This is a genomic window from Klebsiella sp. CN_Kp106, assembly GCF_040064575.1.
Taxonomy (GTDB): Bacteria; Pseudomonadota; Gammaproteobacteria; order Enterobacterales; family Enterobacteriaceae; genus Klebsiella; species Klebsiella michiganensis.
Genome location: NZ_JBEAIG010000007.1, coordinates 1 through 14,266 on the forward strand (window position 1 = coordinate 1; position 14,266 = coordinate 14,266).

12 protein-coding genes are annotated in these 14,266 nt (G+C 58.8%); 6 read left to right on the forward strand and 6 right to left on the reverse strand.

What is annotated here, in order from left to right; translation table 11 throughout:
- Positions 1-416: 416 nt before the first annotated feature.
- Positions 417-1,349, reverse strand: coding sequence for a LysR family hpxDE operon transcriptional regulator HpxR (hpxR, locus tag ABLU96_RS05235; protein WP_025106218.1), 933 nt, complete (start codon positions 1,347-1,349; stop codon positions 417-419).
- A 125-nt stretch (positions 1,350-1,474) separates the two neighbouring features.
- Here hpxR and hpxD point away from each other — a divergent pair, with 125 nt between their 5' ends.
- Positions 1,475-2,512 (forward strand): molybdenum cofactor-independent xanthine hydroxylase subunit HpxD, encoded by a 1,038-nt coding sequence (gene hpxD, locus ABLU96_RS05240; protein WP_014228754.1) that lies wholly within the window; start codon positions 1,475-1,477, stop codon positions 2,510-2,512.
- 13 nt (positions 2,513-2,525) lie between these two features.
- Positions 2,526-3,494, forward strand: coding sequence for a PDR/VanB family oxidoreductase (locus tag ABLU96_RS05245; RefSeq protein ID WP_064405542.1), 969 nt, complete (start codon positions 2,526-2,528; stop codon positions 3,492-3,494).
- Between the two features lie 10 nt (positions 3,495-3,504).
- Here ABLU96_RS05245 and ABLU96_RS05250 read toward each other — a convergent pair whose 3' ends face one another.
- The 5 genes from ABLU96_RS05250 to leuO all read right to left on the reverse strand — a co-directional run bounded on the left by ABLU96_RS05250 (position 3,505) and on the right by leuO (position 9,347).
- Entirely contained in the window at positions 3,505-4,533 is a 1,029-nt protein-coding gene (locus ABLU96_RS05250; RefSeq protein WP_064405544.1) for an ABC transporter ATP-binding protein, read from the reverse strand.
- Entirely contained in the window at positions 4,534-6,108 is a 1,575-nt protein-coding gene (locus ABLU96_RS05255; RefSeq protein WP_064405546.1) for an iron ABC transporter permease, read from the reverse strand. It lies immediately after the preceding gene.
- A 23-nt stretch (positions 6,109-6,131) separates the two neighbouring features.
- Positions 6,132-7,148, reverse strand: coding sequence for an iron ABC transporter substrate-binding protein (locus ABLU96_RS05260; RefSeq protein WP_025106214.1), 1,017 nt, complete (start codon positions 7,146-7,148; stop codon positions 6,132-6,134).
- 261 nt (positions 7,149-7,409) lie between these two features.
- A complete protein-coding gene (locus ABLU96_RS05265; protein WP_162763189.1) occupies positions 7,410-7,889 on the reverse strand; it encodes a hypothetical protein in 480 nt (159 codons plus the stop codon).
- A gap of 510 nt (positions 7,890-8,399) precedes the next feature.
- Entirely contained in the window at positions 8,400-9,347 is a 948-nt protein-coding gene (gene leuO, locus ABLU96_RS05270) for a transcriptional regulator LeuO (RefSeq protein WP_014228748.1), read from the reverse strand.
- Positions 9,348-10,255: 908 nt separating this feature from the next.
- Here leuO and ABLU96_RS05275 point away from each other — a divergent pair.
- The 4 genes from ABLU96_RS05275 to dsbG are packed head-to-tail and all read left to right on the forward strand — an operon-like array spanning position 10,256 to position 14,239.
- Entirely contained in the window at positions 10,256-10,636 is a 381-nt protein-coding gene (locus tag ABLU96_RS05275) for a hypothetical protein (RefSeq protein ID WP_064405547.1), read from the forward strand.
- A gap of 46 nt (positions 10,637-10,682) precedes the next feature.
- Positions 10,683-12,707, forward strand: a complete 2,025-nt coding sequence (locus tag ABLU96_RS05280) for a protein-disulfide reductase DsbD domain-containing protein (RefSeq protein ID WP_064405550.1) — start codon at positions 10,683-10,685, stop codon at positions 12,705-12,707.
- Positions 12,708-12,713: 6 nt separating this feature from the next.
- Positions 12,714-13,436 carry a DsbA family protein gene (locus tag ABLU96_RS05285; RefSeq protein WP_064405551.1) on the forward strand — a complete coding sequence of 241 codons (723 nt, stop codon included), beginning with the start codon at positions 12,714-12,716 and terminating at the stop codon, positions 13,434-13,436.
- A gap of 44 nt (positions 13,437-13,480) precedes the next feature.
- Positions 13,481-14,239 carry a thiol:disulfide interchange protein DsbG gene (dsbG, locus tag ABLU96_RS05290; RefSeq protein WP_025106210.1) on the forward strand — a complete coding sequence of 253 codons (759 nt, stop codon included), beginning with the start codon at positions 13,481-13,483 and terminating at the stop codon, positions 14,237-14,239.
- Positions 14,240-14,266: the final 27 nt, after the last annotated feature.

The following is a 14,266-nucleotide window of genomic DNA, read 5'->3' on the forward strand; positions in this document are numbered from 1 at the left end:
AAGAAGCCACGCCGATGCATCACCCCGACACCGTCCCGGAGGCGGCGCTGCGCGCCTGTCCGGGCTACCGGATCGCAGACGTGGGTGAACCCGTAGCCCGGTCAGCGCAGCGCCACCGGGTAAGCAGGCCGCAGAATATTTCAGGCCGGGCCTGTTCCCGGCTCGCGGCGTAAACGCCTTAGCCGGGCTACCGGATCGCAGACGCCAGGGAACCCGTAGCCCCGGTCAGCTCGTAGCCCGGCTAAGCGCAGCGCGAGCCGGGAAGAAGCCACGCCGATGCATCACCCCGACACCGTCCCGGAGGCGGCGCTGCGCGCTTGTCCGGGCTACCGGATCGCAGACGTAGGTGAACCCGTAGCCCGGTCAGCGCAGCGCCACCGGGGAAGCAGGCCGCAGAGTATTTCAGGCCGGGCATATTACGCAGACGGGGGGGAAGCCGCTGTCCCGGCCTGCATCTCCTCCATCACGGCGGTCAGCTTCTGGATCGCCATCTGCGCCGGGCGGGAGAGCTGGCGCGATGGCGCGGTGCACAGGGCCAGGGTGAGCGGGCGCAGCAGCTTGTTGCGCAGCGGGACAAACGCCAGTTGCCCGAGCTTCACCTCTTCCAGCACGTCCAGACGGCTGAGAATGGTCACGCCGCCGCCTTTAAGCACCAGCGATTTAATCAGCCGGATATCGTTGCAGCTGATACTGTTCGCCGGGAAAAAATCATAATGGCGATAAAGCATCGCGACCCGATCGTGGACGATCAGCGGCGCGCCGGGAACAATATGCCGCTCCTCGCTGAGCTCGCCTAGCGACAGCATCGCAGCCTGCGCCTGGGGGTGATCCGGACGCATCACCGCGCCCATCTCCAGCTCAGCAAAGGCCAGTACGCTCAGTCCGGCCTGGCCTTCAGGATCCAGAATCAGGCCGAAATCAAGATCCGCCTGCCGCACCTTCTGGCTGACGGTATGGCTATCCGCGACCTGCAAATTCAGCTCGAGCCACTGCCAGCTGCCGATAATCTCCGCCAGCGCGGCGGCAAAGCTCCCTTCCGCTAGCGCCTGCACCATGCCAAGGCTAACGGTGCCGCGCTTTAGCCCCTGCAGCTCATCAAACTTTTGCCGCGTCAGATGAAACTCCTTTTGCCAGCGCAGCAGATTGTCGTACAGCAGCTCTCCGGCGGTGGTCATGCGCAGCCCTTCCGGCAGGCGTTCGAACAGCGGCGTGCCGAAGGCCTCTTCCGCCTGCAAGATTTGCCGGTTGATGGCCGAGGCGGAAATATGCAGCTTTTCTGCCGCCCGCCGCAGGCTACCGCTGCGGGCGACCTCGGCAAAATAGAGGGCGAAACGTGAAAATGGGCTCATCGGTGACCTGTTCTCTTTTTTGCAACGGCTGGATGAATTCTTGCTGATGGATGTCAACACCCTAATATGACAACAATAAACTCACAACAATTAAACAAATGTTTTTGTGAGCAGGAAGAGAAGCCATGAACAGACCACAACCCACCCCACCCGCCCATTGCACCTTTGAGCCGGAGGACTGGCTGCGCCTGGCGAAATGCTGGCACCCGGTCGCCCGCGCCTGCGATATCGGCCCCGCGCCGGTAAAAGCCACCCTGCTTGATGAGCAGCTGGTGATCTATCGTATTAAGGGCCAGGTGGTGGTCGCTCGCGACGTCTGTCCCCACCGCGGCGTGCCGCTGACGCTCGGCTTTCACGATGAAGAAGGGATCGTCTGCCCGTACCACGGCCTGCGCTTCGGCGAAGATGGCCGCTGTAACCGTATCCCATCCAGCCCCGACCAGCCGGTACCGGCGAAGCTCAACCTCACCAGCTTTGCGGTTGAGGAGCGCTATGGCCTGATCTGGACCTGCCTGGCCTTCGACCCGGAGAACCCGATGCCGCTGCCGGTGATGCCGCACTGGCACGACGACGGCTTTCAGCAAATCAACTGCCCGGCCTTTGAGGTCAACGGCTTTGCGGGGCGCCAGGTCGAGGGCTTTCTGGATGTCGCCCATTTCGCCTGGATCCATACCGATACTTTCGCCGACCCGGATAACCAGGTGGTGCCGAACTATAACCCGCAGGAGACGTCGTTTGGTTTTATCGCCGATTACTGGAGTTCGGTCGGCAACTATCCCGCCAGCTCCGAGTTTCGCGCGCCGGAGGGCTTCCAGTGGCTGCGTCATTTCGAGATGCATCTGCCGTTTACCGCCACCCTGACGATTCATTTTCCCGGTGAGGCCAGGCTGGTGATTATGAACGCCGCCTCGCCGGTTTCCTCGCGGATAACCCGGATGTTCGCGCCCATCGCGCGTAATTTCGATCTGCACGTGCCGGTAGAGGATGTTCACGCCTTTAACCTGCGCGTCTTTGAGGAAGATCGCCTGATGGTGGAGACCCAGCGCCCGGAGAGACTGCCGCTGGATTTAACGCTCGAAGCGCATATCCCCGCCGATCGCAGCTCCATCGCCTATCGCCGCGGACTGAAAAAAATGGGCTTCGGCGACTTTTTCCTCGTTTAAGTGGAGAGCCATCATGAGCGATGTAGTAGAGGTTATCGTTGACGGCCTCTGGCGCCAGGGCAGCCAGAACCTCGCCGTCAGGCTGGTGGCGCGGGACGGGCGACCGCTCCCCGCCTGGCAGCCCGGCGCGCATATTGACGTTCATCTGCCGTGCGGCATTATCCGCCAGTATTCGCTGACCGGCCCGGAGGACGCAGACGACGGCTACCTGATCTGCGTGGCGCTGGAGAAAGCGTCACGCGGCGGTTCGCGCTATATTCATCAGCAGCTGCGCCCCGGCCAGACGCTGTTGATTTCTCCCCCGCGCAATCTGTTTCCCTTACGGGCGGCGGAGCGAGTGACGCTGCTGGCCGCCGGTATCGGCATTACGCCGCTGTACGCAATGGCGCTAAGGCTGGAGGCGGAGGGCGTGCCGTTTACGCTGCACTATTACCTGAAAAATCGCGCCCAGGGGGCGTTTGTCCGCGAACTACAGCGGCGATTCCGCGCCGAAAGCGTGGTGATTCACAGCTCTTGCGAAGGAGACAGCGCCCGGCAGCATTTAGCCGCCGCGCTGAACAAGACGCATACCGGATATCCGATTTATCTCTGCGGGCCAGAGGGATTTATGGCCGCCGCGCGCCGGGTCGCCATTGAACAGGGCTGGGCGGAAACGCTGATCCATAGCGAAGCCTTTCAGCCTGTCGCGATGCCCGCCGGCGCTGAGGAGGGAGAAACGTTTAGCGTGACGCTTGCGTCCTCGGGAGAGCGGTGGCCGGTGCCCCCGCATAAGACCATCGCCCAGGTGCTCCAGGAGAACGGCGTCGCCGTCCCCCTCTCCTGCGAGATGGGGATTTGCGGCGCCTGCCTGACGCCGGTTCTCGAGGGGGTTGTCGACCACCGCGACACCGTGCAGTCGGAGGCGGAGAAATCCGCCGGCGCGCAGCAGATCGCCCTGTGCTGCTCCCGCAGCCGGTCGGCGAATCTGTGCATTGATTTATAGCCCGTCGGCGCTAGCAGGCAAAGACCCGCGCCTCGCCCACCACCTCAATGCGTACCGCCGCCCCCGGCCGCCATAACTGCCGGCTGACGGTTTTGACGATCAGCGGCTCGCCCTGGCCGGGCATCGCCAGGGTTAACGTTGACAGGTGGCCGCTAAAGTCCACATCGCGTACGGTGAGCGGCTGTCCATCCGCCGGAGAGGGAGAGATAACCAACTGCTCGGGGCGCAGCATGACCCTTCCCTGGCCGACGGCATGCGGATCATCGATTGAAATTTCGCCAATCGCACAGCGCGCCCGCCCGCCGCGAAGCTCGGCGGGCAGCACCAGCGCATCGCCGAGAAATAGCGCGGTCTCTTCATCGACGGGACGGCTGTAGACCTCATACGGCGTGCCGACCTGGGTAAAACGTCCCTGGCGCATCACCGCGACCTGGCTGGCAAAGGAGAGCGCTTCATTCTGATCGTGAGTCACCAGAATCGACGCGACCCCGGCCTGCGCCAGTAAATCGGCGGTGGCTTTGCGCGTGGCCGCGCGCAGCCCGGTATCGAGAGCGGAAAAAGGCTCATCAAGCAGCATCAGCGCGGGCCGCTGCGCCAGCGCGCGCGCCAGGGCTACGCGCTGCTGCTGACCGCCGGAGATTTCGTGCGGCCAGTGGTTCGCCAGTTGACGGTCCAGCGACACCCTCTCCATCAGCGCCGCCACCTGCTGATATTTCTCCTGCCGGCTGCCGTCGAGGCCCCAGGCGATATTGTCCGCGACGTTCAGATGGGGAAACAGCGCGCCCTCCTGCGGCACGTAGCCCACCCCGCGCAGGTGGGCGGGAATAAATGTCCCCTGCGCAAACAGCGTGCGCCCCTGCATAACAATGCGTCCGCTATCCGGCGTTTCGAAACCCGCGAGGATCCGCAGCAGCGTGGTTTTACCGGAGCCGGAGGGGCCAACGATCGCCGTCCGGCTGCCTGCGGCCACCGTCAGATTCAGGTTTTCGAGCACCCGCGTACCGGCAAAAGATTTTGAGATTGAGGAGAGTTCAAGCATTTACAGGCCTGCGATTTTTTTCGACTGGATATAGAGAATGCCGGTCAGCGGCATCGAAAGCAGAATCATCAGCATCGCGTAAGGCGCGGCGGCGACGTAATCAATTTCGCTGGTTAGCGCCCAGAAGCCGGTCGACAGCGTGCGGGTGCCGAGCGGAGAGAGCAGCAGCGTGGCGGTCAACTCATTGGTGATGCCGAGAAACACCAGCGCCGCCGCTGCCGCCGCGCCCGGCGCCGCCAGCCGCATGGTCACGCTCCACAGCGCCCGGCCGGGGCTGCGGCCCAAACTGCGGGCGACGTTTTCCAGCTCCACGGGGGCCTGCGCGATGCCGGCGCGCAGGTTGACCAGCGCCCGGGGCATAAACATCAGCAGCCAGGCGAGCAGCAGCGTGACCTCGGTCTGATAGATGGGGCGCGCATAGTGAATGGTGACCGTCACCAGCGCCAGCGCCGTCACGATGCCGGGCAGAGAGCTGGTCATGTAGTTACACCCCTCCAGCAGTCGAATAAGACGCTGCGGATAGCGAACGCCCAGCCAGGCAATGGGAATAGCGCAGGCGGTGGTGAGGAGAGCGCCCACCGCGCCGAGCAGCAGCGTTTGTCGCAGGGAGAGCCAGAGGTCGGCGTTTAACCAGTTCTCCACGCCGCCCAGCCATAGCCAGCGGCAGAGCACCATCAGCGGAACGCCCAGCGCCAGCATCACCAGCGTCAGCAGCGCGAGCTGGAGAGGGATCGTCGCCAGCCGGCCCAGCGGCTGCCGCTGCTGTTCGCGCGCGGCGCCCGAACCGATGCGGGCATAGCGCGCTTTCCCCCGCGACGCCCCTTCCAGCAGCAAAATAGCCAGACAGCAGAGCGCCAGCACTCCGGCCAGCATGTTCGCCGCCGGGCCGCTGAAGGTTGACTGGAACTGGTCATAGATGGCGGTGGTAAAGGTATCAAAACGCACCATCGCGAACAGGCCAAACTCCGCCAGCAGATGCAGCGCCACCAGCAGCGCGCCGCCGCATATCGCCAGCCTGAGCTGGGGCAAAACCACGCGGAAAAAGATCCGCCACGGCGGCGTACCTAATGAGGCGGCAACATCTTCCAGCGTCGGGTCCAGCCGCCGCAGAACGGCGGCAACCGGCATATAGATAAACGGGTAGTAGGCCAGCAGCGAAAGAAACACCCCGGCAGAGAGGCCGTGCATTGCCGGCACCGCGCTGACCCAGGCGTAGCTTTGCACAAAGGCCGGGATCGCCAGCGGCGCTACCGCCAGCACCGACCAGAGCCGCCGCCCCGCCAGCAGCGTGCGCTCCGTCAGCCAGGCCAGGCCAACGCCCAGCGCAATGCACAGGGGTACCGTCAGCGCGATAAGCCACAGGGTATTGCTCAACAGCTCAGCGACGCGCGGGCGAAAGACCAGCGCCTGGATTGTCTCCCAGCCGGTATCGACCCCTACGGCAATAACAAAACCCGGCGGCAAAAGCGCCAGCAGAGAAAACAGAACGGCTAACGCGATCATCGGAAAAGCAGGACGCCTGCGCTCGGGCAGGCGTTGGGCTTTTTTTCCGAGCGCGAAACTCAGAGAAGACATAGCGTGTTCACTTTAACGGACGATTACAGCAGGCCAGCCTGGGTCATCAAATCAACCACTTTTTTGCTGTTCAGCGAAGACGGCTCAACCTTCGGCGCCTCTAACGCTTTCAGCGGCGTCAGCTTCGGGTTGGACGCGGCGTTGACGCCAACGGCGTATTCAAAGGCGTTATTGGTGCGCAGTTCATCCTGTCCCTGCTTGCCGGTGATCCACTTGATAAAGGCCTGAGCCTGTTCCTGATGTTTGCTGGAGGCCAGCACGCCGCCGCCGGAAATGCTGACAAAGGCGCCCGGATCCTGGTTTTTAAAGTAGTGGAGACGGGTATTTTTGCTGTTCTCGCCGGTTTTCGCCTGATCGACAAAGCGGTAGTAATGATAGATAACGCCGCCATCAATCTGACCGGCATTCACCGCTTTCATCACCGTGCTGTTGCCCTTGTAGGCCACAAAATTGGTTTTCATCGCTTTAAGCCATGCCAGGGTTTCCTGCTCGCCTTTCAGCGCCAGCATGGCGCTGACGATGGCCTGAAAATCCGCGCCGGATGGCGAAGCGGCCCAGCGCCCTTTCCACTGCGGCTGCGCCAGATCCATCAGGGATGTCGGCAGCTGCGCTTCGCTGATTTTCGCCGGATTATAGACGAATACGGTGCTGCGGGCGGCAATGCCTATCCAGCGGCCGTGCTCAGGGCGGTACTGCGGGGCGACCTGCTGAAGGGTCTCGGCCGCCAGCGGCGCAAACAGCTTCGCGTTATCCACCAGCACCATCGCCGGGGAGTTTTCGGTCAGAAAGACATCCGCCGGGGATGCCGTCCCCTCCTGCACCAGCTGATTACCCAGCTCGCTGTCGCCGCCGTTACGCAGCGTCACTTTAATTCCCGTCTCTTTGGTAAAGCCGTCAACCCAGGACTTCACCAGATTTTCATGCTGCGCGTTGTAGACCACAATCCCGTCGCTGCTGGCCGCCGCCAGCGCCTGCGGGGCAATAAACGCGGAAGAAGCCATCAATGCAGCGGAGCAATAAGACACCAGACGAAAACGCATAAACTAATCCTTAATAGAGGTGGGCGAAGAGTCACTGGCCGCCGGCCGGCAAGGATTAAATCACAGAGGAATGTGAATGATAATGCAAACAATTACCATCTAATGAAAAAAGTGAAATGTACTGAGCGCGGGCGGATAAGGGCGAGAAAAATGCTATAAAAAAATAACCGTCGCGGTGAAGATTAAAATAACCTTAAGATGACTTCATTTTTTATTACGGTTCTTTCAAAGCCCCACAGCGGGCGGGTTTTCGCCACTGTATTAGCGAAAACTCCACTGTATGCTCACCACAAAGACGGCGGGAAGAATAATTCCGCTTTCAACGCCGAAATAATCGGTAAAGTTGTACTGAAAACCATGATAAATATAGGGAGAAAAGCCGATGCCGGTGGCGTCTTTAAAATCCTTATAAGAACCATGATCGCCGCAGTGCTCGAAGGCCGAGAAAAAAAACTCGCCAACGTAGCCATAAATTCCCTTAAACACCCAGCCGTTGCCCAACGAGACCCAGTCGCGGCGAACCCCCAGCGCAATGCAGCGATCGTCAAAGCTGTTTTTCATCGTTCCGGCCAGCAGGCTGTACGGCGAATCTTCGGAGAACCTGCGCTCAACGGAGGCAAACTGGTTGTCAAAACCTTCGGTGTACTGGCCGTGGTTGTTCGACAGATGGTAAATCCAGGAGCCGGTATTAACCGAATACAGGTTGATTTCATCCGCCTGTAGGGCCGTCGATGACATCATCAGGGCGGCGACGGCCACCGCAGGCTTCATCATTTTTCTGCGCATCAACATCATCCCCTGGTTCAGGCGTCGGCCCGGCTGGATAATAAGAGTATATACCCGTCGTCTTTCAAGTGGCTTCTTTGTTGGCTACGTTCGTTCACCCCAGTCACTTACTTGAGTAAACTCCTGGGGATTAATGAGAGGCTCCTGCCGCTCACCGGCGGTCAGCCTTCGGCTGGTCAAATTCGTTCCGACGAATTTGTCTCTCTCTTGCCGCCTCAAAGCAACTCGAAATCCATTGGGTACAGAAACCGCCGGTTGGCTCTGCCGGAGAAATGCGCGATTTTCGGTAAATAGATTTTTTAATGAAATTCTGGCGGGTTAATTTTATTAATACAGCGTATTTTATCCGGTCATCATTGCCTGATGAACAAGAATAAAGGAGGGATCTTAATTAATTTTCAGGGCGAGAGTTGAGCGTGAATAATAAAATACCTGGCGTCTTACCAGGCATTTCTTCAGGTCTATTTAGCGCTGGCAAATTTTTATTAGCAGCTCCGCCATCCAGCGATGGCTTCTCTCCTGGCCCGCCGTTTCATGCCACGAAAGATAGCAGGTACGGCTGTCCATTTCTAAAGGCAGCGGCAGCAGCTGTAGCGCAAACTGCTCTTCAAACTCTTTCGCCAGCCATTCCGGCGCGATAGCCACCATATTGGTTTGCGACACCACGCTCAACACGCTGACCATCGCGTTACCGTGAAAAGCGACGCAGGCCTGCTGCTCTTCAGAGCTATACCAGGGATAGCTGAAGGAGGCGTAGCGATCCAGCGCGACGGTGGCGTGCTGCTCGCGATAAATATCCTCCTCGCTTAGCGGCGATGCGATACGCGGATGGTTGCGCCTGGCCACCAGCACCATTCGGTCATGGAACAGCGGGATGCTGGTAAATTCCGGATGATTGAATTTGTTGTAATCGAGTACAAATTCCACCTCCTGATAGCGCAGCTGATTTGTCACCTGCTGACTTAGCGAAGATTTAAAGGAAAGAGTGACCCTGGGAGCAATCTCGCTGATTTTGTTAAAAATAAGCGGAGTCAGGTAGTTATCCAGCGGACTACAGACGCAAAGGTTGTAATTACGTTCGCAGTCCAGCGGGTCGAAAAGCGTATCCGGTAGCTCATTTTGCACCAGCGACAGCGCGCGACGAACGGAGCTAAACAGCTGAAAGGCGCGCTCCGTCGGTTTTATCCCGCGGCCGTTGCGGACGAACAGTTCATCCTTAAACAGCACCTTCAGGCGAGAGACCGCGCTGCTGACCGCCGGCTGAGACATGCCCAGCGTGTGCGCCGCTTTGGTTAAGCTTTGCTCCTGCATAACGGTATCAAAAATGGTTAACAGGTTAAGATCGACTTTCCGCAGGACGGGCTGCCGGACTTTCGGTTCAGAGGTTGCTTTAGATGTTGTATTTTCACTCATGTAGGGAACTCCACCAGCACATTAATCAGCGATTCTGCTTCGTAACACTGAGACCTTTCGCCAAAGGAAAAAAATGGGCAGATAAATCACCATCGGCCCCAGCAGCCATGTGTTATCGGTTTCCAGCAGCACGCTCAAATGTATGAAACTTATTATCAAAATGGTAAACAGTAAAAGAATATGAAACGTATTATGTTTTCTGGAGAAAACGGCATAGCGGTAAAGCATTCTTTTTTCCTTCGTTCACTCCTTGAACAAGGGAGAATACCATATAAAAAGTGATGAAATTTCTGAAAAATACGCGACTAAATCCTAATAAGTAGATTCACATTAAAATTATTCAGATTTGCTTAGGTAAATCTTAAACACTCCAAATTCAGATATTCCTTTGCCAGGGCAGTCGCGATAAAACCAGGCAATCACATTCCGTCGCGAGTAATAGCGAGAGAAGAGAAATTATTTCACAGGCAATAATAACGGCTATGTAGCAATAGCAGGAAAGAGATCTAAGAGGAATGATTAAAGATGTTCAGAGGCGTATTCAACAGAAGCGGGAAGCTTTATTACCGATACCGCGCAGATTCGCTAAGCAAGTGTTGGGCCGCCATCGAGGCCTCGAACCCCGTTCCCTACAACGTACGTCGTTCGCTCTTCCAGATGAGCTAATGGCGGTCAAGCGCTAAGCAGTCACGTCCGGCAGCGGCGTGCCGGTACCGCTTAGCGACGCGAATAGTAGCCGGATGCATCAACGCTGTAAATAATATAAATGTACGAAATACCTGAACGCCCGCCTTTCCGCCGCATACGCCGGCAACGTTATCCATCCAGACAAAACCTTACACGCCAGCCTCTTGTACATTGATAAGGATTGTTTATGATCCTCGGGTTCTGTCTTGTCCTGGTACCCTATGCACAATCGTCGGCTTCCTGGTAAATGGTTTTTGATACTGACCTGCCTGGTCATGGCATTCTGCCTTGTTCAGCGGGCGGCCTATCTGCACCATTTTTTGGCCGATGTCGGCGCCGGCACGCAGGCGATACCCTTCAGCGCGCAGGCCCAGCAGCCGTCTTCTGAGGAGGCTGAGCCAGGACCCTCGCCCTGTCAGCTGAGCGCTAAATCCCTGGTCTGCGCGCAGCCGCTATTCTTTGATGGCGCCTTACCTGCCGTCATACTCTTCCTCGCCCTGCTTCAGCTGCTCACCGCTGGGCGTCCGGTGGTTTTCCGGGACGATCCCGTCCGGCCGCCCACGCTGCGAATACACCTTAAAAACTGCGTTTTCCGTGAATGAAAAAATCGTTCTTAGACGATTAATTTTTTAATTCACGGAGAAAAAAATGCTGAATATCTTCAGGGGCTTCGTCTTCCTGTTGCTGGCCTGCGCGGGCGTTGCCCACGGGGCGGACACCGGATGGCTGACATCCCCGCAAAACGACCATGCCCGGATCCGCTTCCAGGCGGAAAAAGGAAACGATCGGATCGACGGACTGCTCTCTATTGATCTGGCCTCCGGCTGGAAAACCTACTGGCGCTCGCCGGGCGAAGGCGGCGTCGCCCCGCAAATCATCTGGAACAACGGGGAACAGGCGCGGTGGTACTGGCCTGCCCCGTCAAGATTCAAGATTTCCGGCCTGACGACCCAGGGCTACCATGACCGGGTCGCGATCCCGATGACGATCGCCGCCGCCCCCGGCGACGTGCTGGAAGGCACGCTTACGCTATCGACCTGCAGCAACGTCTGTCTGCTGACCGACTACCGGCTGCGTCTCGATTTCAATCAGCCCGCGGACGGCGATTTCCGGGACGCCTTTGCCCGGGCCATGCGCACTGTCCCGGCAGATACCGGCGTGACCAACGATCTTGCCGCGCATCGGGTCGGGAGCCAGCTGGTCATCACCGCCACCGCAACCGGCGAATGGAAAAACCCCGGGATCTATTTTGACCCTATGGACGGGGGAATTGTGGCCGGCGATCCGGACATTCGCGCCGAGGGCAGCCACCTCAAGGTGACGGTACCGGTCACCGACGAATGGGGAGAAATACCCGCCACGCTGGCAGGAAAAGCGCTGTCGTTGGTGCTGACAAATGGTGAAAAAGCGCAGCAGATAAACCTTACGACTGGCGCGGATCTCGCCCCGGCGGCGACGGTTAGTCTCGGGAAAATAGTGCTTTTCGCGCTGCTCGGCGGCTTAATCCTTAACCTGATGCCGTGCGTATTGCCGGTGATGGGCATGAAGCTCAGCGCGGTGCTGCAGGCCGGTTCAGACAGGGGCATGGTCAGGCTGCGTTTTCTGGCCACCAGCGCGGGTATTCTGACCTCGTTTGCTCTGCTGGCGCTGATGGTGACGATACTGAAGCTCACCGGCGCATCGCTGGGCTGGGGGATCCAGTTTCAGAATCCCTGGTTTATCGGCTTAATGGTTGCCGTCACCTTTCTCTTCTCGCTGAACCTTTTCGGGGTAGTCGAGATGCTGCTTCCCTCGGCAGCCGTGAGCCGGATGGCGACCGCCGGCGGCGCCGGGATGGCGGGTAGCTTCTGCGAGGGCGTTTTTGCCACCCTGCTGGCAACGCCCTGCTCGGCCCCCTTCCTGGGTACGGCCGTCGCTTTCGCGCTTGCCGCTCCGCTTCAGGAGCTGTGGCTGATTTTTCTGGTGCTCGGGCTGGGGATGGCTGCGCCGTGGCTGTTCGTCGCCCTGTTCCCGCAAACCGCCGCCCTGCTCCCCCGCCCCGGCCGCTGGATGAACACCCTGAAAATGGCGCTTGGCGTCATGATGCTGGCCTCCAGCCTCTGGCTGACGACGCTGCTCGGCCTGCACCTGGGCGAAACGGCGAGCGGCATGCTGACGCTGGCCCTCACCGTGGCGGCCCCGATCGCCTTGTTAGTCGCTCGTCCGCGAGCGACGCCAGCCTTCTGGCTGGTGATTATCGCGCTGGCGGCGTTTGCCGGCTTTCAGGTTCGCGGCCTGCTCGCCGAGGGTGCCATCGTCTCGTCGCCGGAGGCTAACGCTCAGCAAATTCGCTGGCAGCCTCTCAGCGAGGCGGCGATCCAGAGCGCGCTGACGGATGGCAAACGGGTGTTTATCGATATCTCAGCCGACTGGTGCGTCACGTGCAAAGTCAATGAACACCGGGTGTTAAATCAGCCCGCCATCATCAGCGCGTTGGCTGAGCCGGATGTCGTTGCGCTGCGCGGCGACTGGAGCAAGCCCTCTGAGCCGATCGCCCGTTTCCTGCAAAGCCGAAATCGTTACGCCATTCCCTTCAATCAGGTCTACGGTCCAGGCGTGCCGCAAGGTGAGACGCTCCCGCCGCTGCTCGATCAACAAAGCGTCCTGAACGCGCTCACTCATGCCAGAGGTTAATTAACGATGAAAACTACGCTGCTCACTTTTCTGCTTCTCTCGGCGTCGTTGACGGCGTCAGCCTCGTCGCCGCTCACGCCGGCGCAGGAGGCCCGCGTGCAGGCACTGGTCCAGGAGACGCTGCTCAGCCATCCTGAAATTTTGATCGCCGCGGCCGATAAGCTCGATCGGCAGAATGCCCGGGCGGAACAGGAATCGCTCAAGCAGGTGCTGTCGCAGTACGGCGATTTTCTCTTTCACGACCCCCACTCACCGCGAATCGGCGCGCAAAAGCCGAAGCTGACGCTGGTGGTCTTTACGGATCATAACTGTCCGTATTGTAAAAAGTTTGACCCCTATCTGGAGAAGATTGTGGAAAAATACCCGGATGTTGCGGTGATCTTTAAGTTTCTGCCCTGGCGCTCCGAAAGCTCAATGACCGCGGCCAGGGATGCGCTCACCCTGTGGCGCACGCATCCTGAACAGTTCGCCAAATTTAACGCGATCCTGATGGCAAAAAAGGGGTATCACGACGGCGCCAGCCTTGAGCAGGCGAAAAAAAAGGCGGGCGTCATCGTGGCTAAGCCGGATGCGCAAAGCCTGGAGACGATTCAGAAAAGCTTCTCTGTCGCCGAAAAGCTCGGCATTCAGGGAACGCCGGCCACGCTAATTGGCGATGAGATGCTGTCGGGCTGGATCCCCTGGGAGCAATTTGATGCCACAATCGGCGATGCGCTGAAAAAACAGTAACCCACGTCAGGGGGAGCGTTCCCCCTGCATTGAGAGGCGATATGATGAAATATATTTTCCTGCTGGCGGCCTGGATGATACCGGGCCTGGCGCTTGCGGAGGGGGCGATTCCCCAGATAGTTAAAGACTTTGGTGAACAGCAAGGGATCAAAATTATCAAGGAGATAGACTCCCCCGGCGGCGTAAAAGGCTGGGTCGGTCAGTATCAGGATATGGGGGTGACCCTGTTTTTAACCCCGGACGGAAAGCACGTCATTTCCGGGTATCTTTATGATGATAAAGGGCAAAACCTCAGCGAGGGGTATTTTAAAGAAGCGATCTATACCCCATTAGGCCGCGAAATGTGGAAGAAGCTGAACGATGCCCGGCCGCTCAAGGAGGGCGCGGATTCGGCGGCCCGAAAAGTTATCGTCTTCGCCGATCCGTTCTGCCCTTACTGCAAGACGTTCTGGTCGGCGGCGCAGCCGTGGGTAAAAGCCGGTAAGGTCCAGTTGAATACCCTGCTGGTTGCCTTTCTCAACCCGAATAGCGGCCGATACGCCACGGCAATCCTGAATGCCAAAGATCCGGTAGCCGCCTGGCAAGAGTATGAACTCTCCGGCGGCAAAAAAGTGCCGCGCTTTGACGGCGTGACGCCGCGCGAAACCTTTAATCTTCTTCAGCATAACCAAAAGCTGATGGATGATTTGGGCGCCAGCGCGACGCCGGCCATCTATTACATGAATGAACAGAATGAACTCCAGCAGGTGGTCGGCATGCCCGACAAGAAACAGCTGCTGGAGATGTTCGGACCTGAGCCCTGATGAAGAGCGGGCGTCCTACGGGGCGCC

Bases quoted from the DNA above. Each gene is read 5' to 3' on its own strand.
- hpxR (WP_025106218.1), bottom strand. From the start codon at position 1,349: ATGAGCCCATTTTCACGTTTCGCCCTCTATTTTGCCGAGGTCGCCCGC.
- ABLU96_RS05285 (WP_064405551.1), top strand. From the start codon at position 12,714: ATGAAAACTACGCTGCTCACTTTTCTGCTTCTCTCGGCGTCGTTGACG.
- ABLU96_RS05245 (WP_064405542.1), top strand. From the start codon at position 2,526: ATGAGCGATGTAGTAGAGGTTATCGTTGACGGCCTCTGGCGCCAGGGC.
- hpxD (WP_014228754.1), top strand. From the start codon at position 1,475: ATGAACAGACCACAACCCACCCCACCCGCCCATTGCACCTTTGAGCCG.
- ABLU96_RS05250 (WP_064405544.1), bottom strand. From the start codon at position 4,533: ATGCTTGAACTCTCCTCAATCTCAAAATCTTTTGCCGGTACGCGGGTG.
- ABLU96_RS05265 (WP_162763189.1), bottom strand. From the start codon at position 7,889: ATGATGTCATCGACGGCCCTACAGGCGGATGAAATCAACCTGTATTCG.
- ABLU96_RS05255 (WP_064405546.1), bottom strand. From the start codon at position 6,108: ATGTCTTCTCTGAGTTTCGCGCTCGGAAAAAAAGCCCAACGCCTGCCC.
- ABLU96_RS05280 (WP_064405550.1), top strand. From the start codon at position 10,683: ATGCTGAATATCTTCAGGGGCTTCGTCTTCCTGTTGCTGGCCTGCGCG.
- ABLU96_RS05260 (WP_025106214.1), bottom strand. From the start codon at position 7,148: ATGCGTTTTCGTCTGGTGTCTTATTGCTCCGCTGCATTGATGGCTTCT.
- dsbG (WP_025106210.1), top strand. From the start codon at position 13,481: ATGAAATATATTTTCCTGCTGGCGGCCTGGATGATACCGGGCCTGGCG.
- leuO (WP_014228748.1), bottom strand. From the start codon at position 9,347: ATGAGTGAAAATACAACATCTAAAGCAACCTCTGAACCGAAAGTCCGG.
- ABLU96_RS05275 (WP_064405547.1), top strand. From the start codon at position 10,256: ATGCACAATCGTCGGCTTCCTGGTAAATGGTTTTTGATACTGACCTGC.